We start from the raw sequence: 22,484 nt of genomic DNA, 5'->3' as shown, positions 1-22,484 counted from the left end.
GGAAAAATGTTTATTTAACTGGTATAGCGAAACAGAACTCAGATCCGTCCCCGAAAACGCTTTCAACGCCTACGTATCCGTTGTGGCGCTTAATAATCTCTGCACAAATATATAGCCCAATGCCCAAACCTTGAAATTTAAGCGAGGATTCTTCTACACGGTAAAACTTGGAGAAGATGTTTTTATGCTTTTCTGGCGGAATACCGATGCCAGAATCTTTAACTTTTACCACCACGTTGCCGTCTGCTACGCTTCTGGTGATGCGTAAACTTTTATGGTCTGGCGAATATTTTAAAGCGTTGGTAAGGTAGTTGATTAAAACCTGCTCGATACGGCTTTCATCGGCATTTACGATTAAAGGTTGCTCGTTACCGATGATTTCCAGTTCAAAATCGCTATGGGTTTGTTGTATGGTTTCTACCGCAGACTCGATCATCAGTTTAATGTCGAAGTCCTTTTTATTTAATTTAAGCTCGCCACTTTCAATTTTAGAAATATCCAATAGGTCAGATATCAGCTCATTAAGTTTTTCTACCTGAAGTTGTGCTTTTTCTATATAGGTTTTAATCTGATCTGATTCATGTTCCCTTAAAGAGCGCGAAAGCAACTGTATATACGCTTTAACACTGGTTAGGGGCGTCTTTAACTCGTGGCTGGTGATACTTAAAAATTCGTCTTTCTTTTTTTCTATCTGCTTTTGGTCTTCAATATCTGTAAAAGTACCAATCCATTTAAGCAGTTTCTGATTTTCCCAAATGGGGACAATACGCAACAGGTGATGCTTGTATTTTGTGCTGTAAAGTTCCTTAATGCAAACTTCTAGCTCTAAGCTTTCTTGCTTGGCAAAAGCAATTTTCCATTCCTTTTCAATATCTACTTCGTTTTCAAAAGTTTCTGGAAATTTATCGGCGCTTTTGGCGTATTTGAACCAGTTGTGGTTTACAAACTCTATTTCTCCGATTTCATTAGCTGTAAACGCAATTAAGGGCAGTACTTCAAGTGTGTTTTGGAGTTCTTCTACGCGTTCTTTAAGCTCCGATTGTACCCTTTTCCGGATATCAATTTCGGCGCGTAAAGCCTGCTGTGCGGTTTGTAGTTCTTTAGTTTGCTGGTAAAGCTTAACAAAGGTATTTACTTTTAAAAGCAGTATTTCGGGGTCAAAAGGCTTTACTACATAATCTATCCCGCCAGATTCGTAACCTTTATTGATGAATTTATTGTTGGTATTTACCGCAGAAAGAAAAATGATAGGAATATCTTTTGTTTTGTTGAAGCCGCTTAAAGTTTCGGCAACCTCAAAACCGTCCATTACTGGCATTTGCACATCTAAAATAATGAGTGCATAATCTGTATTAAGAACTTTTTTTAAACCTTCTTCTCCAGAAAGCGCGGTATCGACAGCAAAACCTTTAGATTCTAACAGTTTTTTGAGAGAATAAATGTTCTCTTGCTTGTCATCAACTATTAAAATCATCTACAATGTAAAGTAAATCCAACCACCAATCGTTTTTTGATAAATAAAGTGTTGCAACAATAATTAAACCAAAAAAAGTAAAATTGGCTGATATTTCATAATTGGTGTTTTACCGCAGTACTACTCACTACTCACTACTCATTACTTAATACTTACTGCTTGATACTTCATACTAAAGCCTATCTTTGCGCAAATGAATCCGGAAAACGTTACCCCCTATAAAAACCAACAGGCCGCAAAAAAAGAGCAGGTGGCCACCATGTTTAATAATATTTCAAAGACTTATGATTTTTTAAATCATTTTATGTCTTTAGGGATAGATATTATCTGGCGTAAACTAGCGATAAAAGAACTTTTAAAAGATCGCCCGCAAACAATTTTAGACGTGGCCACCGGTACCGGCGATTTTGCTTTTGAAGCTTTGGAAATACTGAAGCCAAAAAAAATTATAGGTGTGGATATTTCTGAGGGGATGCTGGCTGTTGCTAAAGAGAAGATTAAAAAACGGAAAAAAGAAGATTGTTTTGAAGTAAGATTGGGCGACTCTGAACGTTTGCTGTTTGATAACGATAGTTTTGACGCCATTACTGTGGCCTACGGCGTGCGTAATTTTGAAAATTTAGAGAAGGGAATTGCTGATATGTTAAGGGTTTTAAAGCCCGGCGGTAAAGCGGTGATATTGGAATTTTCTAAACCTAAGGCTTTTCCTATCAAACAGCTATATAACTTTTACTTTCATTATATTACGCCTAGCATTGGGAAGGTTTTTTCAAAAGATTCCAGCGCTTACACCTATTTGCCAGAATCTGTAAATGCTTTCCCAGACGGAAAAAACTTTACGGATTTAATGGATAAAGTAGGTTATAAAAATACCAAATGCCGCCCCTTAGCGTTTGGGATTTGTTCGATCTATACCGGCGTTAAATGACCAACAAAAGGGTAATATTTTCATTAATCGTTCTTTTGAGCTCGTTCTCTGCATTTGCGCAGGGCAATTATGGTGGCGGTGTGGATAATGATAACCTGCACTTTGGCTTTGGTTTCCAATATTTAAGTTCCGAGTATAAAATACAACGCTTTGCCGACTGGGAAAAACCATTTGTTGAAGATGGAGCCCAAGTTACTGCTGGTTTAAAAAGTATCCGATCTATCCAAAACCCGGGTTTCGGGATTGGTTTTGTGTCTGATTTGTACGTTACGCCGAATGTGAATTTGAGGTTTACGCCTGTTTTTGTTTTTGCCGACAGAATTATTGATTACGAGTTTACGGATGGTGTTTCGCATGACCGCAAAGGCTTAACATCGCCCGAAGGGTTTACACGGAGGGTTGTTTCGTCTACCATGTTCGAGTTTCCTTTGGGGATCAAATTAAAATCGGACAGGCGCAATAATTTTAGAGCGTATTTATTGGCAGGCGGCAAATACGGGATTGATATTGCAGCAAAAAAAAATGCCGATGATGTAGGAGAAATTGCGGTTAATAAACAGCTTAAAAACAATAAAGGCATTTTGTCTTACGAAGTGGGGATAGGTTTCGACTTGTATTTCGAGTTTTTTAAGCTTTCGCCAGAAATTAAACTGAGCAATTCGGTGAAAAGCGTACTCAAGCGCGAAGACCATCCGTATGCCAGCCCTATCGAAAAACTGTTTTTACGGAATTTCGTCTTTAGCCTTTATTTTGAGTGAGGACGCTCTTCTTATCTAACTTATCTGATCGTTCTTCGGCATTTCTTGCCTTAGCTACAACGTTTTGATAATGGTGCCTGTGGACAATAAGGATAATTTTTTCGGTGCTTTTCAATTCTTATAATTATTTTGACCAAAAAAGTAACATCATGCCACAAATACCAAAACTTGCTTTAATTACCGGTGCCACATCGGGCATTGGCGAGGCTTGCGCTATAACTTACGCTTCTAACGGTTTCAACCTCATCATCACCGGAAGGAGAGAGGAACGCCTACAATCGCTTAAACAAAAATTAGAACAGCAGTTTGGCATCAGCGTAAGCGCATTAACATTTGACGTACAAGATAAAAATGCCGTAACACAGCATTTAAATGCTTTGCCTGCGGAATGGAAAAACGTGGACGTGCTAATTAACAACGCCGGTTTAAGCCAAGGAATGGATGATTTTGATGAGGCTAAATTAAGCGATTGGGAAACGATGATTGATACCAATATTAAAGGTTTGCTTTACGTATCTAAAATAATTTCTGGATGGATGGTTGACCGCAAACAAGGCTTTATTGTGAATTTAGGTTCTATTGCCGGAAAAGAAGTTTATGCCAAAGGCAACGTTTATTGCGCCACAAAACATGCGGTAGATGCGCTGAGCAAATCTATGCGGATTGACCTTTTGAAGCATAACATCCGTGTATCGGTAATACATCCCGGCGCTGTGGAAACCGAATTTTCTGAAGTCCGCTTTCATGGAGATAAAACGCGCGCTAAAAAAGTATATGAAGGTTACCAGCCTTTAACAGCCAGCGACATCGCAGAAACTATTTATTTTATCACCAGCAGGCCAGCTCATGTAAACATTAACGATTTACTGATTATGCCTACTGCACAAGCTTCGGCCTTTTATTGGGAAAAAGGTAAAAATTAAAAAGTAAAAATTAAAAACCCATAAATTAGCCAAGATAAAAGAGACCCCAATAGGTCTTGATACTTGATACTTTTGTCTTGATACTCAATACTCACTGCTCAGTACTAATAAGAAATCATAAAAGTAAAAATTCAAAAACCTAAGTTTACCGAGATAAATTGCCACACAAATCTTAATACTCACTACTCACTACTAAAAAAAAATGCTAGAAAACACCATCAACCAAGATATTAAAGCCGCCATGTTGGCTAAAGACGAAGCTACATTAAGAGGTTTGCGCGCTATAAAATCGGCTTTGCTGCTGGCTAAAACAGAAAAAGGAGCGTCACAGGAAATTAACCAAGATGCAGAAATCAAGGTTTTGCAGAAGCTGGTTAAACAAAGGAAAGAGTCGGCAGATATTTACAAAAGTCAAAACCGCGAAGATTTATACCAAATTGAGGTGGAAGAAATAGCTGTTATCGAAAAATATTTGCCTAAACAATTATCGCAAGAAGAATTAGATGCGTACATTAAGGACCTGATAGCGCGCTTGCAGGTAAGCAGCGTAAAAGATATGGGTAAATTGATGGGCGTTGCCAATAAAGAACTTGCCGGAAAAGCCGATGGCAAGGCAATTTCTGCAACTGTAAAAAGCTTGCTTGCCTAATGCAAGTAATTGCCGTAGCGCCTATTTTTTGCATTTTATAAGTGTTTTTATACTCATTTTAAAAACAGACTATTAATTTAGCACAATTAATGCATATTACCTTTTGTAGAATTTATGGATTACATAATTAAAGAAGAAGACGGTTTTAAATACATTGAAGAAGGTAATGGAGAAGTGCTATTGCTTTTACACGGCCTTATGGGCGCACTAAGCAATTGGGAGCATGTGATTGAACAGTTTAAAGGACGCTACACCGTAGTTATCCCTATGTTGCCGATATATGATTTGCCACTGTTAACTACCGGGGTAAAAACTTTATCAAAATACGTTCACAGATTTGTGAAATTTAAGGGCTACCAAAAGGTTACTGTTTTAGGAAATTCTTTAGGAGGCCACGTTGGGCTCATTTATACTTTGGCTCATCAAGATTTTGTAAAGGCTTTGGTGCTTACCGGGAGCTCGGGTTTATATGAAAACGCCTTTGGTGGCTCTTTCCCAAAACGCGAAAGCTATGATTTTATCAAAGAAAAAGTAGAATACACCTTTTACAACCCGGAAACAGCTACAAAAGAATTGGTAGACGATGTGTTTGAAACCGTAAACAACCGTAACAAGGTAATCCGCATTTTGGCGATGGCAAAATCTGCCATTAGGCATAACATGGCCAAAGATTTGTCGAAAATAAAAGTGCCCGTAGCTTTAATTTGGGGCAAAAACGATAAAATTACTCCGCCCGAGGTGGCTGTTGAGTTTGAAGAACTGTTGCCAGATGCCGAACTGCACTGGATAGACCAATGCGGACACGCACCAATGATGGAACAGCCCGAGCAGTTTAACAGTTTGCTTGAAGCGTTTTTACAAAAGAAAGGCCTTTAAATGATTGCAAGTGACCTCATATCTACATCGATATCGCCATTAAAACCAGCTGACCCTATACAGAAAGCTTTGGATAAAATGGCGGATTTTAAGGTGAGCCATTTGCCCATTGTTAACGAAACGCAGTTTTTAGGCCTTTTAGCCGAAGAAGATTTAGCCAACGAGCTTGATTTTACCGAACCAGTGGGCGCCATCACGCTGTCGCTTATAAACCCGTACGTAATTGAAAGCCAGCACGCTTATGATGTAATTAAAACTTTGAACGACCAAAGTTTAAGTCTTTTGCCGGTGCTGGATGCAAAGATGAATTATCTGGGCGCTATCTTTATTGATGATGCCGTAGAGTACCTTGCCAACATTACGGCTGTGGCTAGTCCCGGCGGTATTATTGTTTTAGAAATCAGCAACAGAGATAATTCCTTGGCGCATATTGCCCAAATTGTGGAGTCGGATAATGCGCAAATTTTAAGTTCTTATGTAGATGAACATCCAGATTCTACCAAGCTAACCGTGACCATCAAGGTGAATAAAATGGACATTACCCAGATTGTAGCTTCTTTTTTGCGTTACGATTACGTGGTGATGGCTACTTTCAACAACTCTAATCCTTACAATAAGGACACAGACCGGTACGATTCTTTAATGAACTACCTTAGTTTTTAAGCAATAAACCATCATCCCGCCAAACAGGCATAGGGACATCAAAATATAAAATCAATTCATCATCATAAAAAAATTAGCCGATGAAAATTGGAGTTTACGGCCGGCAGTTTAATCATACAGTTATACCGTACATTCAGCAAGTATTTGATTGCTTGGTAAAACACAAAGCCGAGGTGCTTATATATCAAGGTTTTTATCAGTTTTTGAAAGACAAGCTGAGGTTCCCAAGCAGGTTTACCGTGTTTAAAAATCACGATGAGTTGGTGCACCATCATGTGGAGGTAATGCTGAGCCTTGGCGGCGATGGCACCATGCTAGATACGGTGGCTCTGGTGCGCGATTCGGGCATTCCCATGATTGGGATTAACTTTGGGCGTTTGGGTTTTTTAGCCAACGTAAATAAAGAGGAGATAGAACAGGCGGTACAAACCTTGGTAGCCCGCCAATTTACTTTGGATGTGCGCCGTTTGTTGCAAATAGAAACCTCTGCCAATCTTTTTGGCGAGTTAAACTTCGGGTTGAATGATTTGACCATCATGAAGCGCGATACTTCTGCCATGATATTGATTCACTGTTACCTAAACGGCGAATTTTTAAATTCTTATTGGGCAGATGGTTTAATCATTGCAACGCCAACCGGTTCAACCGCTTATTCTTTAAGCTGCGGCGGGCCCATCATGTTCCCGCAATCGGGTAATTTTGTGATTACGCCTATCGCGCCGCATAATTTAAATGTACGGCCTGTTATCTTATCAGATGAAAACGAGCTCACTTTTGAAATAGAAGGCCGTAGCCCTAAATACTTGCTAAGCTTAGATTCACGTACCGAAGTAATCAATCCCGGAACCCGTATCCACTTAAAAAGAGCCAATTTTGATATTAATTTGGTAAGGTTAAACAATCAATCCTATTTATCTACGTTAAGAAACAAATTGCTTTGGGGTATAGATACCAGAAATTACTAAGCCATTCTTAATGACTCATTTTATCAAAGTATTTATACTTTCCTTCTTCGGGTTTTGTAGCCTTGCAGCGGCGCAAACTTGGGAGCTGGGCCTTACGGGCGGTGCAATGGGCTATATGGGCGATTTAAACCAAAACAATCCTTTAGCACTCAACCATCCGGCCTTAGGCTTAACCGTAAAAAGAAATATCGATAGCTATTGGGCCATTAAATTTGGCGTACTGCAAGGCAAAATCAGCGATGACGAGTCAAAATCGAAATATCAGCAAGAAATAAACCGTAACCTCAGTTTTTTTTCGCCCGTTACAGAGGGGAGCGTCAGCTTAGAGTTTAATTTATTCGACTACGGATTTGAGTTCCGTCAAAAACGTTTCACGCCGTTTTTATTTGCTGGCGTAGCTTTAGCCGGCTTTAATCCTAAAACAGATTTTAATGGTGATGTGTACGAGCTGGTATATTACAAAACGGAAGGCCAGGCAGAAGAGTATAAAACCATCGCTTTTTCTGTACCTTACGGCGCAGGTGTAAAATATAACTTTGGCCGCTATTTTAACATCATTGGCGAAATTGGCTACCGCAATACCAATACAGATTATTTGGATGATGTGAGCGGTGTTTATCCTGATCCCAGCAAATTAGCTGAAACAGATCCAAACAAAACTGCGTTGCGGCAGGCACTTTCGGACCGTTCGGCAGGCAAAATAGGGAATCCCGGTACGCAACGTGGCGATTTCAGAAAAAAGGATAGCTATCTATTTGTGGGTATTACCTTATCTTATACCTTTGTGAGCCAAAAATGTCCTTTTTAATTATATAATCGCTTTTAAGCAGATGAGTTTCAAAGAAAAACTGAATCTTGAGAAGTTACCGCAACACATAGCCGTTATTATGGACGGCAACGGGCGCTGGGCTAAAGAGAAAGGGAAGTTGCGGGTGTTTGGACATAAAAATGGCGTGCTGGCGGTACGGGATACGGTTGAAGGTGCAGCCGAACTGGGCGTTAAAAATCTAACGCTTTACGCTTTTTCTACCGAAAATTGGAACCGGCCAAAACTGGAAGTTACCGCGCTGATGGAGCTTTTGGTAAGCACCATCAACAAAGAAACCAAAACTTTAATGGATAATGATGTGCGTTTAAATGCCATAGGCGATTTAAAATCGTTACCATCTCGCTGTTACAAAGAACTGCAAGAAGCGATACAGAAAACGGCAGGCAATAAACGTTTGACCTTAACTTTAGCGCTTTCGTACAGTGCGCGTTGGGAGATTACCGATGCCACAAAACGCATTGCCGTCGATGTTGCTAACGGACTAATAAAAGAACAGGACATTACAGAACAGTTGTTTTCCAGCTACCTATCTACGCATAACCTGCCCGATCCGGAACTGATGATCAGGACTAGCGGAGAGCACCGCATCAGCAATTACCTGTTATGGCAATTGGCTTACGCCGAGCTATATTTTACGCCTAAGCTTTGGCCAGATTTTAGGCGCGAAGACCTTTACGAGGCAATTTACAACTATCAACAAAGAGAAAGACGTTTTGGTTTAACCAGCGAACAAATAAGCTAAATTTTACTTTTAACAAAAATTAACAAACAATAGAGGTATTTTAGCCCCACAACAGAATAAATGAAGAATATTTTTTTAGTTATATTTCTATTTGCCTTCTCGGCGAACAGTTTTTCACAGCAATTACCCACGTTAAGATCTTCTAGCAGCAGCCAAAGCCAACACGAAGATTTGGATTACCTTAACCCCAAAGAATATGTAATTGGCGGGATTAATATAAACGGTGTCGAATACCTGGATAAATCTGTACTGATTACCATTTCAAAGCTGCAGGTTGGCGAGCGTATTTTAGTGCCTGGCGATGCTACATCAGACGCGGTGAAAAACCTTTGGGCGCAAGGCTTGTTTGATGATGTAGCCCTGCTTATTAACCGCACTAGCAATGACACCGTTTACTTTGATTTAAATTTGGCCGAGCGTCCGCGCGTATCTAAAATTGTATTAAAAGGGCTTAGCAAAAGCGAAACATCTGATATACAAGAAAAGCTGAGCAACCAAAAAGGAAAAATCGTTAACGAAAACCTTAAAAACACCGTTAACAGCATTATTACCAAGCATTTTGCAGATAAAGGTTACTTATATACCACCGTTAATATTAACGCGATTAAAGATACCGCCGATGCAAACAGCCGCATAGTAAATGTAACCGTTGATAAAAAGAATAAGGTAAAAGTACATGCCATCAATTTTGACGGAAATAAAGATTTTAGCGATGCACGCCTAAAGAAATTCATGAAAAAAACGCATGAACAGGCTTGGTATAAAGTTTTTGGTTCGGGTAAGTTTATGCGCGACAAATACGAGGAAGATAAGGAAAAGCTGATAGCCAAAATGCGCGAAAAAGGCTACCGCGATGCGGAAATCCTGGACGATTCGGTGTATCGTTACAATGATAAATCTGTAAATATTGATATTAAGCTAAACGAGGGGCATAAATATTATTTTGGCAATGTCACCTTCGCAGGTAACGCAAAATATCCATCTACCTTATTGCACCAGATTTTAAAAATCGAAAAAGGAGAGGTGTACTCTGAGGCTAAGCTTGAAAAAACCTTGAGAAGCAGTCCGTCAAGCAACGACGTTTCTTCGCTTTACTTGAACGATGGTTACCTCACTTTTAATGCAGACCCAGTACAAACCCGCATTTACAACGATACGGTAGATTTAGAAATCCGTATTTACGAAGGGCCGCAGTACACCATCAACAAAGTAATTTTAAAAGGCAACGAGCTAACCAACGACAGGGTTGTTTTACGCGAGATTAGAACACGGCCGGGACAAAAATTCTCTAAAGACATGTTGGTGCGTTCGCAACGCCAAATTGTGCAGCTGGGCAATTTTGACGAGCAAAAAATTGACATTAAGCCTATTCCAAATCCGGCAGACGGCACGGTAGACATCCAGTACACCGTGGTAGAAAAACCATCGGATCAAATTGAACTTTCGGGCGGTTTTGGCGGCGGCCGCGTTATCGGTACTTTGGGTTTAACCTTTAACAACTTTTCGGCGCGTAACCTCTTTAACTTAAAAGCCTACAAACCTTTACCAAAAGGCGATGGACAAAAGCTAAGCATCAGAGGGCAAACCAACGGCAAATATTATCAGTCGTATAGTTTTTCTTTCTCCGAACCTTGGTTTGGCGGTAAAAAACCCATTTATTTTGGCATCAGTGCCTTTACTTCTTTGCAGAGTAATGGTTTAAGCAACAGCAATCCAAACCTGCAAAAAATACGGTTAAACGGTTTAACCTTTAGCTTGGGTAAACAGTTAAAATGGCCTGATGATTATTTCCGTATTGATTACGCAGCCAACTTACAACAGTTTAAACTGCGTAATTACCGCGGTTATTTATTTGAAAACGGCGATTCTTACGATTTAAGCTTAAGCCAAGTGCTAAGCCGCAACTCGGTTGATGCGCCAATTTTCCCTACATCCGGTTCAAACATTAAGTTTACCGTTCAGGCTACTTTGCCTTACTCATCATTCAACGGCAAAAATTACAACAACTTATCAACTTCAGATAAATATAAATTTGCCGAGTACCACAAATGGAAGTTTGAGTCGCAGTTTTTCCAAAAGATTTACGGAAAGCTAATTTTAAAGGCACAAGCGCAATTTGGTTTCTTGGGCTATTATAGCAAAGATGTGGGTCAGGCGCCGTTTGGCCGCTTTAAGTTGGGCGGCGATGGCTTGCAGGGCTTCGACTTTTTACAGGGCTCTGAGGTGATTGGCTTACGCGGTTACTCAAATAACTCGGTGGTGCCAGAAGGTGCGCCAACAAGTGCGGGTTCGCCTATTTTCAATAAATACGTATTAGAGTTAAGGCATCCAGTAACTTTGGGCGAATCGGCAACAGTATTTGTTTTGGCTTTCGCCGAAGGAGGTAATACCTGGAATAAGTTTTCGGAGTTTAATCCGTTTAATGTTAAACGTTCTGTGGGCGTGGGTGCCAGAATTTTCTTGCCGATATTTGGTTTGTTAGGTATTGATTACGGTTACGGATTTGATGCCATCCCGGGCCAACCGGATGCCAATAAAGGACAGTTCCACTTTAGTATAGCCCAACAACTGGGAGGTTTTAACTAAATTTGGATTTTGCCACACACCAGAAACAACAAAATATTTACATGAAGAAATATATCATTCTGTCCGTATTAGCCGTTATGCTTTGCGTTGGTGCGCAGGCGCAGCGCTTAGCTTTTGTAGATTCGGAGTATATTTTGAAACACATCCCCGAATATTCATCGGCACAAAAACAGTTGAATGCTTCGGCAAAAAAATGGCAGAGCGATATTGACGCGAAGTTTGCCGAGGTAGAGAAACTTAGAAATGATTTTCAGGCGGACCGTGTTTTGCTGACAGATGATATGCAGAAACAGCGCGAAGCGGATATTTTGCAGAAAGAACGCGAAGCAAACGAACTGCAGCAACAAAAATTTGGATACGAAGGCGAGCTTTACCGCGAGAAATTGCGTTTAATAAAGCCCGTGCAAGACAAAGTAGCCAAGGCGGTTGAAGAGTATGCCAATTCGGAAAGCGTTGATATTGTTTTGGATAAAAGCACAGTGACCTTATTGTTTGGACGCGCGAATTTTGATGCTACTAACCAGGTGATCGAAAAAATGGGTTACAAGCCCGGTTCATTTGCTAAATAGCAATAATTATTTTAAACTCGTAAATTAAATTAACACACATATAATTGGAAGTTGAGGGCAATTAAGATTGCTTCAGAGCTATTAAAAACAGAAAAAACACACATGAAAAAATTATTTAAGATTGCATTGGTAGCAGGAGGATTGTTATTTGCAGGTAATTTGGTAAATGCACAGCAAAAAATTGCGCACATTAACTCAGCAGAACTAATTAAAGCAATGCCAGAAGTGGCTACCGCCGATAAACAGTTGGAAACGTTTAAAGCTTCTTTAGATGCGGACGGAAAAACCATGTACACCGAGTACCAAACTAAAGTGCAGGATTTCCAGTCAAAAGAAAAAACTTTGAGCGATGCCATGAAAGACGCTAAAGTGAAAGAAATCCAAGATTTGCAGAGACGTATCGAAGAGTTTCAACAAAAAGCCGGGGAAGATTTTGAGAAGAAAAGAGGCGAGTTGTACGACCCGATTTTGAAAAAAGCAGAAGACGCTGTGAAAGCCGTTGCTAAAGAAAAAGGTTACGCTTATGTATTTGATACTACACAACCCGGTATAGTTTACTTTGATGGCGGTATCAACATCATGGCAGAGGTTAAAACGAAATTAGGCTTGAAATAAGGTATAAGTTTTAAGGTGTAAGGCTTAAGGTTTAAGCTCACTTAAAATTAAATGCGAAGTAGGATAAAATCTGCTTCGCATTTTTTGTTTTATAAAGTAATAAATCTTAGTGAGCCAATGCTTTTTACGTCATCGAGGCAGCGAGACATCTGACGATAGCGTGTGACATTTATGTGTATGATGTTTCTCCGCCAGCCGGCGGATCAACACGACGGAACCCTTTAAATAATAACGTTGAACGAAGCAGAATAAAGGTGCGTTTCAATCTGGGTTCGATTAATGATTTTTGGGATTATCAATAGGAAAGGGCTTTAGCCAAAATAAGTTTCGGCTAAAAAAAATGCGAAGCCTGTTTTCAGGTTTCGCATTTTTTTGTTTTAACTTTTTGTATTGCAGAATAATTTTATTTTTTCAACACTTTTTCTGTACGGACGCCTTCTGCTCCCTCAAAACGGAATAAATAGGTGCCAGGTGTGTAATTAACTAAAGAAACAGCCAAATTGTTTTGTTCTGGCTTTAGCATTACCTCATCCAATATTTTCCCATTAAGGTTCACAATGTTCAAACGCTTATAGTTATGTTTGCCAAGCGAAATATTTACTTTGTTGGCTGTTGGATTAGGATAGATCTGCAAGCTGATTTCTGAAAGATCAAAACGTACTGTAGTAAGGCCTAAATTTGTTTCTTTTCCATTCTCATCTATCTGCACAAGTTTGTAATAATTATTTCCGTTTAAGGGTCCATTATCATAGCAATAATAGTTCTTTAGGGTAGATGAATTTCCAGATCCAGCTACGGTGATTAATTTCTCGAAATTTTGTTGGTCACCGCTTCTGTAAACAACAAATTCTTTGTTGATACTTTCGGATGCAGTTTGCCAAGCTAGTTTAACGTTGTCAGTTTGTGCATGTGCTTTAAAACTCAATAAAGAAACCGGAAGAGGGGTAAGCGTCATCCAGCGTAAGCTTGGTTGTGAAACATTTTCTTCTATTTTCCATACGTTGGCAAAATCCCAACCTGCAAAAGTCGCCTGCTGTTTCATTTCTGTATCGGTTTTGCCGGTAGCACCTGTGCCGTTGCCGTTACTTTGCCCCGAAGTGGTAGTGTTCCAATAACAATTGCTTGCATCGCCTCCCGCTAAACCAACTAAACCACCTTGCCATCCACTGCCACTTACACTCCCAGAAGCGTAGCTGCTTGAAATAATGCTCCCGTTAGCTGTATTGTAACCTACTAATCCTCCAACATCATCATTTCCTGTTACACTGCCGGTAGCATAGCTGTTACTTACTTGTCCGCCGTTTTGGTTTCCGCCAAGTAAGGCACCTAAATAATAACTTTTATATTCTATAGTTTGATCGGGTGTTCCGGGTATAACCGTGTCGGGTGTTCCGGGCATCCACATACCGGGACCAGGCATACCTGGCATAGGCATCCAATAGCCAGGTGTTCCTGGTATGACTATGTCAGGTATTCCAGGTATGAGCGTGGAATATACATAACTATTTCCCTGTACTGTAACGTTGGCATAAGATTCAGAAACTGTTGCAGGAGAAATTTGCCAACCCGCTAGGCCACCAACGGCATAATATCCTTTTACGGTACCACTCAGTACCGCCACTCGGTATATCTGTCCTTTGCTATATCCAACCAAAGCTCCAACTTCCTTTGAGTCTCCCTCGAGATTGATGTTTACGTTCTTTAAATGCAGGTTTTTCAGTTGTCCCCCTTCACCTAGCTGGCTAAAAAGCCCCTGGTCACTTTTACCCGTACCGCTAATTGTTAGGTTGCTGATAGAATGGTATTGCCCATCGTATGAGCCGGTAAAAGTTCCAATTGGTGTCCAGTTGGCATAGCCAGAAAGGTTAATATCGGCGGTTTGCTTGTAACTGGCGTCTAAAGGATAATCGGGGTCATTTCCGATTTTGGCCAACTCGGTAGCATTGTTTATTGAAATTGTTTGCGCCTTTAATGAGTCATAAGCGACAAAATAAATCACAAATAAAACCAATGGTCGTAAAATTTTTTTCATAATAATTGTTTATTGGTTAAAAGAAATAAGTAGATGCTTCAAATATAAGAGTCTAATACAAAAAACCTTTTATTCACATTTAAAATTGCGGGTTTTTAAAAAATAAAAGACTTTTGTGTAGATATGAACGATCATATTCTGCAAAACAATGAGACAAGCGCAACCCATAGGCATATTTGATTCGGGCATTGGCGGTTTAACCGTTGCAAATGCCATCCGTAAGGTTTTACCGCACGAAAACCTAGTTTATTTTGGCGATACGGCTCATATGCCTTATGGCGATAAATCGGCGGAAGCCATTAAATATTACAGCTTAAAAATTGGCAAGTTTTTACAGGCGCAAAACTGCAAAGCCATTGTTATTGCCTGTAACACCGCGTCTTCTTTAGGTTATGCCGATTTAAATGAGTTTTTAGGCGATAGCTTGCCCATTTTAAACGTGATAGATCCGGTGGTTGATTTTTGTGTAAAACAGAGCAATTATCAAAAGATTGGCGTTATCGCAACCAAGGCGACCATTAAATCGGATATTTATGCAAAAAAACTGAAGCAGGCCATGCCCGATGTTAAAGTACAGTCTTTAGCAACACCGCTTTTGGCTCCAATGATAGAGGAAGGTTTTTTTGAAAACAATATCAGTAAAACCATCATTAACGCTTACCTGTCATCGCCTAAGCTGAAAAAAATTGACGCTTTAATTTTAGCCTGCACTCATTATCCTTTAATCCGTAAAGAAATCGACGATTATTATCGCAACCAGGTTGAAATTTTGAACACCGCCGAAATTGTGGCGCAGGATGTGAAAACAAAACTGGCCGGGCTTAATTTGCTTAACCCATCGGAAGATGCACCTAAGCACCGTTTTTTTGTGTCGGATAAAACCAGTTCGTTTGAAAGCAGTACACAGCTGTTTTTTGGCGATAAAATCAACTTAGTACAACAAAATATTTGGGAGCGGTAGCCAGTTAGTTAGTTAGTTTTAGAAAAACTCTCTACATTTCAGAGGGCGGCTAAGCTTCTACTCAAGGAGTCTATGTTTCTGTTTAGAACGTTTCTTAATAAATAACATTTTTGTTAGAATTAGTCCTTACCCTTTGCTATTCGTATTTTTGCCCCTTGATAGTCACAAATTTAACTATCAAACAAATTATAGTTTGTGAAAAGCACACAGGCTGTAAAGTCTAAAACGAAAAACGATGAAAAAAAGCTCTATTATCGGGATGATCATTATTGCGATAGCAATAGGTGCCATCATTAGTACTTATGCAGACAGCAGTACTTACGGTACTTTTTCTGAAGCTAAAGAAACAAGCAAGGAACTGCACGTGGTAGGCAAGCTGGATACCACCAAAGCCATGTTTTACGATCCGGAAAAAGATGCCAACTACTTCTCTTTTTTTGTGAACGACAATAACGGAACCAACTGTAAAGTAGTGTTCACAGGGGCTAAACCGCAAGATTTTGAGCGTTCGGAACAAATTGTACTCACCGGACAAATGCTGGGCAACGAGTTTCATGCTAGCAAAATTTTAATGAAATGCCCATCTAAATACACTCAAGATAAAATTGAGGTAAAAGAAGTTAAAGCCCAAGGTAAAATATAAGTTTAATGGACATCCAATTTACAGGTGAACACCTGTTGCCGGGAAAGCTCGGTCAATTTTTTATTGTGCTTTCCATCGGCACATCTATCCTTTCTTTCATCAGTTATTTGTTGGCTACAACCGCTAAAGATCAGTTGGATTTATCTTGGCAAAAGTTGGGGCGTTTAGCTTACCGCTTAAACCTTGCGGCGGTGGTTGGTATAGGTGCTTGCTTATTTTATATTATCTATAACCATTATTTCGAGTACCACTACGCTTGGGCGCACTCATCTACCACTTTACCAACCCATTATATCATTTCTTGCTTTTGGGAAGGGCAGGAAGGAAGTTTTTGGTTGTGGACCTTTTGGCAAGGTTTGCTAGGCTGCATTGTCATCGCGAAAGCAAAAACTTGGGAAAACAGCGTGATGACGGTGATATCGGCATCGCAAGTGTTTTTGGCTACCATGATTATCGGTGTAGAAATTTTTGGAGCAAAAATAGGTTCGTCGCCTTTTGTGTTGTTGCGCGAAGCCATGGAAGCGCCAATTTTTTCTCGTCCGGATTATCTTTCACTGATACAAGACGGTAACGGCTTAAACCCGCTTTTGCAAAACTATTGGATGGTTATCCACCCGCCAATTTTGTTTTTAGGTTTTGCATCTATGATTGTGCCTTTTGCCTACGCTTTTGCTGGACTGTGGCAAAAACGCTATGCGCTTTGGATTACGCCAGCTTTGCCTTGGGCTCTGTTTGCCGTAGTTACCTTAGGTTCTGGTATCATCATGGGGTCGTTTTGGGCTTACGAGGCATTAAACTTTGGTGGTTTCTGGGCTTGGGACCCAGTAGAAAATGCTTCTATCATCCCTTGGTTAACTTTAATTGCCGGTGTACACGTAATGTTGGCATTCCGTAATACGGGCCACTCTTACTTTACCGCAACCTTTTTGGTGTTGATTAGCTTTGTGCTGGTGTTGTATGCTTCTTTTTTAACCCGCAGCGGTATTTTAGGCGAAACTTCTGTACATGCCTTTACCTCAATGGGCATGGATACGCAATTGCTCATTTACCTGGCTTTTTTCCTGATTATCCCAATTGTGTTGGTGATAAAAAACTGGAAGCAATTACCTATCACTAAAAAAGATGAGGAGACTTACTCGCGCGAGTTTTGGTTGTTTATTGGCGCAATTGTGCTTTTTGTTTCTTGTATTCAAATTTTAGCCACTACCTCTATACCCGTTTTCAATAAAATTTTAGGTACAGATATCGCACCGCCTACAGATGCTATCCAGCATTATAATAAATGGCAAATTGCTTTTGCCTTCGTAATTGCCGCAATCTCTGGTTTCTCGCAGTTTTTAAAATATAAGAAAACAGAACCGCGCCGTTTTTATATCCGGATAAGCGTTTCTTTGGTGGTGGCCATTTTGCTTACCGCGATTGTGGTTTATGTGGCCGATATTTACGGCAATGCCATGTACATTTTGCTCACTTTTGCTGCCATTTTTTCCATTCTATGCAACGGAAATATTTTAGGCGAGGCCTTAAAAGGAAAATGGAAATTGGCCGGTTCGGCAGTGGCGCATATTGGTTTTGCCATGTTGCTGGTTGGTGCTTTAATTGCGGCCGCAACCAACAAGGTGGTTTCTATCAACAACACCGGAATTGGCTTTGGTGACGAGTTTGCCAAAAACAATAACCCTCGCGAAAATATCATCCTGTACAAAAACGAACCTACCAAGATGGATAAGTATTTGGTGACTTATCTGGGCGATTCTACATTTGGAGTAAACACTTATTATAAAGTGAATTATCAGGTAATAGGCGAGGACGGTAAAATTAAAGAGAACTTTAACCTGTATCCAAACGCGCAACAAAATGCAAAGATGCGCCAAATTATTGCATCGCCAGATACCAAGCATTACCTGTTACACGATATCTATACCCACGTAAGTAGCGTACCGTTGAAAGAGGAAGAACACCATGAAGATCATGAAGGACACTCGGACGATGAAAATTACCTTAAACCAGTTGCGCACGAAGTTACCATAGGGGATACCGTACGTTTCCGCACAGGTTATTTGGTGGTAAAAGACATTAATAAAAGTGCAAAAATAAACGATATCGCTTTAACGGATAAAGACGTTGCCATTGGTTTAGTGCTTGCTGTTTATAGCGATAATAAAACGTACAGCGCCGAGCCTATCTTTTTGATAAAAGGAAACGCGAAGGTGGATTTTGGTAAAAAAGTAGACGAAGCCGGCATTAAGGTGCGTTTTACCAACGTATTGCCCGATAAAAACAAAATGGAGCTTACGCTTTACGAGAAGCCTAAAGAAGACAAAAAAGATTGGATTGTGCTAAAAGCAATTGAGTTCCCATACATTAACCTGTTTTGGGGAGGCACAATTATCATGGTCATCGGTTTTATCATGTCTATCTTCAGGCGTTCAAAAGAAATTAAATCAGCATGAAAATAGCCCTGCTTGGTGCCGGCAATGTGGCCACGCATTTAAGTAAAGCGTTGATTAAAAAGGGCCATCCGGTAATACAGGTGTGGAGTAACACACGCCAAAACGCGGTTGATTTGGCCTTGGCGATAGGGGCAGATTCTATTGCTTCTGTGTTGGATTTAAGTTTGGATGCCGAGCTGGTTATTATAGCAGTAAAGGATGATGCGATTGAAGAAGTAGCAAAGCAGATTCCGGCGACTTCCAAGGCAATTGTTGTACATACCTCCGGCTCAACAGCGATGGCTGTATTACGAGGACGCACTCATTACGGCGTGCTTTATCCCTTGCAAACTTTCTCTAAAGCGGTAGATGTTGATTTTGATGATGTTCCTTTGTTTTTAGAGGCTTCAGATCCGAATACAGAAATTAAACTCAGTGAATTGGCTTCACAGTTGAGCGCCCGCGTACAGCTTGCAGATTCTGCCCAAAGGCTAATATTGCATGTGGCGGCCGTTTTTGCGTGTAATTTTACCAATCATTTTTATAGCATTGGCGAGCATCTGTTGAAGCAACAAAATTTAGATTTTAACCTCTTGCGACCGTTAATTGCAGAAACAGCCGAAAAAGCACTAAAGTACGCTCCTTCATCGGTGCAAACTGGACCAGCTGTTAGACTTGATGTGCAAACCATGAACAAACATTTGGAAGCTTTGACCGGGCATCCAGATCTTCAGGAGCTGTATCGTTCAGTGAGTCAGAACATAGTAAAAAATTGCTAGGCAAACCAGCCTCCAGCCAAATAAATTGCTAATTTTACGGCTTATGAGCGTTTTTAAGATTAAAATAAATTTCGAGGAAAAAGATCACGAAAGCGTAGAACTGCCTATTGCAGTAGGCGAGTCTGTGTTGGATGTTTGCTTAGACAACGGGATCGAGCTGCAGCATAATTGCGGTGGCGTTTGCGGGTGCAGCACCTGCCATATATACTTAACAAAAGGCGAGGATAACGTGCAAGAGATTTCAGATAAAGAGGAAGATTTTATTGATAGGGCAGTAAACCCAAAAATTTCTTCCCGTTTGGGTTGCCAGTGCATTTTAATTGACGGCGATTTAGAAGTTACTATTCCGGACCAATCACAGTTTTTAGGACACTAACAATCAAGATGAACAACGAAAAATTCGCGCTTCCAATACATTGGAACGATTATGAAGATATCGCAATGGGTTTGTACGAGAAATTTGGCGATGATTTTGACGAATCAAAAATTTATAGAATCCGTTTTACCGATTTGATGGATTGGGTTTTAAGTTTGCCCAATTTTAAAGGCACTAAAGAAGAGTGTAACGAAGGCCACTTAGAGCAAATCCAGTCTGGCTGGGTGTACGAGTGGCGCGATAATCAATAATTAAAGAGCAAAGGGTTTTAAACAGTTAAAGCCCTTTGTTTTTTAAAGTAGTTTACGCCGCATAAAAAACATAATTTGAAAGCTACCGAAAACATTGAACATTATAATTTAGTGATTATTGGCGCTGGGCCCATTGGTTTGGCCTGTGCTATTAAAGCTAAAGAGGCAGGTTTAAGCTATCTTATTGTAGAAAAAGGTTGCTTGGTAAACTCGTTGTATAACTATCCGCAAAACATGACCTTTTTCTCTACTTCAGAAAAACTGGAAATTGGCGGTGTTCCTTTTGTTTCAAATAATCCAAAACCTACCCGTGCCGAAGCCCTAGAATATTATCGGCGTGTAGCCAATAAATTTGAGCTAAAAATCCATCTTTTTGAAGAAGTTTTGGCGGTAAATAAAATCGCTGCACACTCATTTAACATCCAAACTACTAAACGCCATTATACCAGCGAAAACGTGGTGGTAGCAACCGGGTTTTACGATATCCCGGCTTTGCTTAACATCCCCGGCGAAAACTTGCCTAAGGTGATGCACTATTACAAAGATCCGCATTTTTATGCGATGCAGAACCTGGTAGTGATAGGTGCCAGCAATTCTTCTGTTGATGCTGCTTTAGAATGTTACCGTAAAGGCGCTAATGTCACCATGGTGGTGCGCGGTGCCGAGATAGGCCAACGTGTTAAATACTGGGTACGCCCAGATATAGAAAATCGTATTGCCGAAGGGAGCATTAAAGTTTACTTTAATTCGCATTTAAAAGCAATTGAAGCCCAAAAAGTAGTTATTGATACACCTGAGGGCGAGGTTATAATAGCGAACGATTTTGTGTTAGCGCTTACCGGCTATCAGCCTGACTTTAGCTTTTTAGAGAAAATTGGTATTCAGCTAAGCGATGACGACAAGCGCTACCCGCAACACCAAACCGCCACCATGCAAAGCAACCAAGAAGGTATTTATTTAGCAGGCGTAGTTTGCGGGGGCATGGATACCCACCTTTGGTTTATAGAAAACTCGCGCATCCACGCAGATTTTATCGTAGCTGATATTTTAAGAAAACAGGAAATGTAACCGCTTATTTTCCTTTATAGCTGTAAACGGTATAGCTACAAAAGTACTTAGCAGTGTATTTGGCGATAAAACATCCTATCGCAACAGGGATAAATATTACATAGCCACCGTTCACAATGCTGCATCCTAAAAATATTGACGTCAAAGGTGCATCTATCGCTGCGCTTAAAACAGCCACACCGCCTATAATGGCAAAATTTAAAATAATTAAATCGGCATCAAACAAATAGTTGAACAACATTGCTGTAAGGATGCCCAAAACGGCGCCCGCTACAATGCTGGGCGCAAACACACCGCCATCGCCGCCGGCACCTAAAGTTAAGGCAGCAACCAAAGGTTTTAAAAACACCAACGCCAATAAAAATATACTCAATTGCAGGTTTAAATTTTGCGAGTGCGAATCGAACAATAACTCGTTTATGGCATGATAGCTATCCCCGTATAGCTGCGGAAAAAATAAAATTGCGATACCTACCAATAAAGCGCCCGAATTTACCCGTAAGAAGTTGTTGCTAATGTTACCGAAGAACTTTTTGAGGTAAATTACTGTTTTTGTAAAGTAAATAGCTACAAAACTAGAAGCTAAACTTAGGATGATAAAATAGGGGATGGCGTGTGCATTCCAGCTTTGTACAGTAAAATCAACAATACGCTCGGAGTTTAACCGGGCCAAACTTGCCCATGAAACCAAAGCCGCACAGGCAGAGCTTAACAAAACCGTGCGGTTAATGTTTTTACGCGCAATTACCTCCACCGCAAAAAAGAAACCCGCTATCGGACTTGCAAATATGGTGGCAATACCTGCGGTAACGCCTGCGCAAATCAGCTCTGTTTTGTAGTGCTTTACCAAGCTGATATTACGCTGGCCCATCGTGCCAACAGCGGCAGTGGCAACCACCGTAGAAACTTCGATACCGGTAGATCCGCCAAAAATTACGGTTAAAAATCCGTTTAAATAGTGTGAAGGAACTTTAAACGCTGGTAAGGTGTTTTTTCGGCTATCAATACATTGGTAAATTTCTTTTATCCCTTTGTTTGGTTTGCCCCTAAAAACATATTTGCGCAAAAAATAAATTGCGGTGATACCCACAGAAGGCAGAATAATGTACACCAAAGGCACTTTTTTACTTTGGTTAAAGATGAAAGTTTCTGCGTGTTCTGTAATGCTCTTCAGGGAGTCGGCCAGGGTTACACAAATAATGGCGATTGCAATAGATGCTACAACCAAACCAACCATCCGAGCGCTATGATTTGGATATTTCATTAAGAACTAATGATATAAATAAGAGATTTTTAATGAGCGCAAAGGTATGATAAAAATTACAAAATTTTGCCATGCCAAAGCCATCGCGCCTAAAATACGCT

The 22,484-nt window shown here is 40.3% G+C and carries 22 protein-coding genes; 19 read left to right on the top strand and 3 right to left on the bottom strand.

The features are described 5' to 3' along the window. Positions 1-10: 10 nt before the first annotated feature. Positions 11-1,474: an ATP-binding response regulator gene (locus BCY91_RS13800; protein ID WP_120182631.1), complete on the bottom strand. Its 1,464-nt coding sequence runs from the start codon at positions 1,472-1,474 to the stop codon at positions 11-13. A 193-nt stretch (positions 1,475-1,667) separates the two neighbouring features. Here BCY91_RS13800 and ubiE point away from each other — a divergent pair, with 193 nt between their 5' ends. From ubiE to BCY91_RS13740, 12 genes are all read left to right on the top strand, one after another. Next, on the top strand, positions 1,668-2,402 hold the full coding sequence (ubiE, locus tag BCY91_RS13795; RefSeq protein WP_120182630.1) for a bifunctional demethylmenaquinone methyltransferase/2-methoxy-6-polyprenyl-1,4-benzoquinol methylase UbiE: 735 nt from the start codon (positions 1,668-1,670) through the stop codon (positions 2,400-2,402). After that, on the top strand, positions 2,399-3,160 hold the full coding sequence (gene porT / locus BCY91_RS13790) for a type IX secretion/gliding motility protein PorT/SprT (protein WP_120182629.1): 762 nt from the start codon (positions 2,399-2,401) through the stop codon (positions 3,158-3,160). The genes ubiE and porT overlap by 4 nt, the downstream gene beginning before the upstream one ends. 149 nt (positions 3,161-3,309) lie before the next feature. After that, on the top strand, positions 3,310-4,083 hold the full coding sequence (locus BCY91_RS13785) for an SDR family NAD(P)-dependent oxidoreductase (protein ID WP_394341558.1): 774 nt from the start codon (positions 3,310-3,312) through the stop codon (positions 4,081-4,083). Positions 4,084-4,285: 202 nt separating this feature from the next. Next, positions 4,286-4,732: a GatB/YqeY domain-containing protein gene (locus BCY91_RS13780; protein ID WP_120182628.1), complete on the top strand. Its 447-nt coding sequence runs from the start codon at positions 4,286-4,288 to the stop codon at positions 4,730-4,732. Between the two features lie 114 nt (positions 4,733-4,846). After that, positions 4,847-5,608, top strand: coding sequence for an alpha/beta fold hydrolase (locus tag BCY91_RS13775; RefSeq protein WP_120182627.1), 762 nt, complete (start codon positions 4,847-4,849; stop codon positions 5,606-5,608). Beyond that, positions 5,609-6,271, top strand: a complete 663-nt coding sequence (locus tag BCY91_RS13770; protein ID WP_120182626.1) for a CBS domain-containing protein — start codon at positions 5,609-5,611, stop codon at positions 6,269-6,271. Positions 6,272-6,351: 80 nt separating this feature from the next. Beyond that, a complete protein-coding gene (locus BCY91_RS13765) occupies positions 6,352-7,236 on the top strand; it encodes an NAD kinase (protein WP_120182625.1) in 885 nt (294 codons plus the stop codon). 10 nt (positions 7,237-7,246) lie between these two features. Continuing rightward, positions 7,247-8,044, top strand: a complete 798-nt coding sequence (gene porG, locus BCY91_RS13760; protein WP_120182624.1) for a type IX secretion system protein PorG — start codon at positions 7,247-7,249, stop codon at positions 8,042-8,044. Between the two features lie 22 nt (positions 8,045-8,066). Continuing rightward, the gene (locus tag BCY91_RS13755; RefSeq protein ID WP_120182623.1) at positions 8,067-8,807 is read left to right on the top strand and encodes an isoprenyl transferase; all 741 of its coding nucleotides are present in this window, start codon (positions 8,067-8,069) and stop codon (positions 8,805-8,807) included. A 60-nt stretch (positions 8,808-8,867) separates the two neighbouring features. Beyond that, positions 8,868-11,393, top strand: a complete 2,526-nt coding sequence (bamA, locus tag BCY91_RS13750; RefSeq protein WP_120182622.1) for an outer membrane protein assembly factor BamA — start codon at positions 8,868-8,870, stop codon at positions 11,391-11,393. A 41-nt stretch (positions 11,394-11,434) separates the two neighbouring features. Further along, positions 11,435-11,962 carry an OmpH family outer membrane protein gene (locus BCY91_RS13745; protein ID WP_120182806.1) on the top strand — a complete coding sequence of 176 codons (528 nt, stop codon included), beginning with the start codon at positions 11,435-11,437 and terminating at the stop codon, positions 11,960-11,962. A 102-nt stretch (positions 11,963-12,064) separates the two neighbouring features. Next, positions 12,065-12,577, top strand: coding sequence for an OmpH family outer membrane protein (locus tag BCY91_RS13740; protein ID WP_120182805.1), 513 nt, complete (start codon positions 12,065-12,067; stop codon positions 12,575-12,577). Positions 12,578-12,980: 403 nt separating this feature from the next. On the opposite strand, the gene BCY91_RS13735 is transcribed toward BCY91_RS13740, so the two are convergent. Then, entirely contained in the window at positions 12,981-14,609 is a 1,629-nt protein-coding gene (locus BCY91_RS13735; RefSeq protein ID WP_120182621.1) for a GLUG motif-containing protein, read from the bottom strand. A 148-nt stretch (positions 14,610-14,757) separates the two neighbouring features. On the opposite strand from BCY91_RS13735, the gene murI reads away from it, so the two are divergent. The 7 genes from murI (at position 14,758) to BCY91_RS13700 (ending at position 21,119) form a co-directional block, all read left to right on the top strand. Continuing rightward, positions 14,758-15,570, top strand: a complete 813-nt coding sequence (gene murI / locus BCY91_RS13730) for a glutamate racemase (protein WP_120182620.1) — start codon at positions 14,758-14,760, stop codon at positions 15,568-15,570. A gap of 235 nt (positions 15,571-15,805) precedes the next feature. After that, positions 15,806-16,213, top strand: a complete 408-nt coding sequence (locus BCY91_RS13725) for a cytochrome c maturation protein CcmE domain-containing protein (protein WP_120182619.1) — start codon at positions 15,806-15,808, stop codon at positions 16,211-16,213. Positions 16,214-16,218: 5 nt separating this feature from the next. Then, positions 16,219-18,666: a heme lyase CcmF/NrfE family subunit gene (locus BCY91_RS13720; protein WP_120182618.1), complete on the top strand. Its 2,448-nt coding sequence runs from the start codon at positions 16,219-16,221 to the stop codon at positions 18,664-18,666. After that, positions 18,663-19,424 carry a Rossmann-like and DUF2520 domain-containing protein gene (locus BCY91_RS13715; protein WP_120182617.1) on the top strand — a complete coding sequence of 254 codons (762 nt, stop codon included), beginning with the start codon at positions 18,663-18,665 and terminating at the stop codon, positions 19,422-19,424. The genes BCY91_RS13720 and BCY91_RS13715 overlap by 4 nt, the downstream gene beginning before the upstream one ends. Positions 19,425-19,467: 43 nt before the next feature. Beyond that, positions 19,468-19,800: a 2Fe-2S iron-sulfur cluster-binding protein gene (locus BCY91_RS13710; protein WP_120182616.1), complete on the top strand. Its 333-nt coding sequence runs from the start codon at positions 19,468-19,470 to the stop codon at positions 19,798-19,800. A gap of 8 nt (positions 19,801-19,808) precedes the next feature. Beyond that, entirely contained in the window at positions 19,809-20,051 is a 243-nt protein-coding gene (gene iscX, locus BCY91_RS13705; RefSeq protein ID WP_120182615.1) for a Fe-S cluster assembly protein IscX, read from the top strand. Between the two features lie 75 nt (positions 20,052-20,126). After that, positions 20,127-21,119, top strand: coding sequence for a YpdA family putative bacillithiol disulfide reductase (locus tag BCY91_RS13700; protein ID WP_245989148.1), 993 nt, complete (start codon positions 20,127-20,129; stop codon positions 21,117-21,119). Between the two features lie 4 nt (positions 21,120-21,123). Here BCY91_RS13700 and BCY91_RS13695 read toward each other — a convergent pair whose 3' ends face one another. After that, a complete protein-coding gene (locus BCY91_RS13695) occupies positions 21,124-22,383 on the bottom strand; it encodes a chloride channel protein (RefSeq protein WP_120182614.1) in 1,260 nt (419 codons plus the stop codon). Between the last annotated feature and the right edge of the window lie 101 nt (positions 22,384-22,484).

Source organism: Pelobium manganitolerans (assembly GCF_003609575.1).
GTDB classification, from domain to species: Bacteria; Bacteroidota; Bacteroidia; order Sphingobacteriales; family Sphingobacteriaceae; genus Pseudopedobacter; species Pseudopedobacter manganitolerans.
The sequence above is the reverse complement of the archived record's forward strand: the minus strand, read 5'-3'. Positions and strand labels throughout refer to the sequence as shown.

Bases quoted from the DNA above. Each gene is read 5' to 3' on its own strand.
- BCY91_RS13715 (WP_120182617.1), top strand. From the start codon at position 18,663: ATGAAAATAGCCCTGCTTGGTGCCGGCAATGTGGCCACGCATTTAAGT.
- BCY91_RS13775 (WP_120182627.1), top strand. From the start codon at position 4,847: ATGGATTACATAATTAAAGAAGAAGACGGTTTTAAATACATTGAAGAA.
- ubiE (WP_120182630.1), top strand. From the start codon at position 1,668: ATGAATCCGGAAAACGTTACCCCCTATAAAAACCAACAGGCCGCAAAA.
- murI (WP_120182620.1), top strand. From the start codon at position 14,758: ATGAGACAAGCGCAACCCATAGGCATATTTGATTCGGGCATTGGCGGT.
- BCY91_RS13765 (WP_120182625.1), top strand. From the start codon at position 6,352: ATGAAAATTGGAGTTTACGGCCGGCAGTTTAATCATACAGTTATACCG.
- BCY91_RS13725 (WP_120182619.1), top strand. From the start codon at position 15,806: ATGAAAAAAAGCTCTATTATCGGGATGATCATTATTGCGATAGCAATA.
- BCY91_RS13695 (WP_120182614.1), bottom strand. From the start codon at position 22,383: ATGAAATATCCAAATCATAGCGCTCGGATGGTTGGTTTGGTTGTAGCA.
- BCY91_RS13780 (WP_120182628.1), top strand. From the start codon at position 4,286: ATGCTAGAAAACACCATCAACCAAGATATTAAAGCCGCCATGTTGGCT.
- BCY91_RS13735 (WP_120182621.1), bottom strand. From the start codon at position 14,609: ATGAAAAAAATTTTACGACCATTGGTTTTATTTGTGATTTATTTTGTC.
- porG (WP_120182624.1), top strand. From the start codon at position 7,247: ATGACTCATTTTATCAAAGTATTTATACTTTCCTTCTTCGGGTTTTGT.
- iscX (WP_120182615.1), top strand. From the start codon at position 19,809: ATGAACAACGAAAAATTCGCGCTTCCAATACATTGGAACGATTATGAA.
- bamA (WP_120182622.1), top strand. From the start codon at position 8,868: ATGAAGAATATTTTTTTAGTTATATTTCTATTTGCCTTCTCGGCGAAC.
- BCY91_RS13745 (WP_120182806.1), top strand. From the start codon at position 11,435: ATGAAGAAATATATCATTCTGTCCGTATTAGCCGTTATGCTTTGCGTT.
- porT (WP_120182629.1), top strand. From the start codon at position 2,399: ATGACCAACAAAAGGGTAATATTTTCATTAATCGTTCTTTTGAGCTCG.
- BCY91_RS13800 (WP_120182631.1), bottom strand. From the start codon at position 1,474: ATGATTTTAATAGTTGATGACAAGCAAGAGAACATTTATTCTCTCAAA.
- BCY91_RS13740 (WP_120182805.1), top strand. From the start codon at position 12,065: ATGAAAAAATTATTTAAGATTGCATTGGTAGCAGGAGGATTGTTATTT.
- BCY91_RS13785 (WP_394341558.1), top strand. From the start codon at position 3,310: ATGCCACAAATACCAAAACTTGCTTTAATTACCGGTGCCACATCGGGC.
- BCY91_RS13770 (WP_120182626.1), top strand. From the start codon at position 5,609: ATGATTGCAAGTGACCTCATATCTACATCGATATCGCCATTAAAACCA.
- BCY91_RS13710 (WP_120182616.1), top strand. From the start codon at position 19,468: ATGAGCGTTTTTAAGATTAAAATAAATTTCGAGGAAAAAGATCACGAA.
- BCY91_RS13720 (WP_120182618.1), top strand. From the start codon at position 16,219: ATGGACATCCAATTTACAGGTGAACACCTGTTGCCGGGAAAGCTCGGT.
- BCY91_RS13755 (WP_120182623.1), top strand. From the start codon at position 8,067: ATGAGTTTCAAAGAAAAACTGAATCTTGAGAAGTTACCGCAACACATA.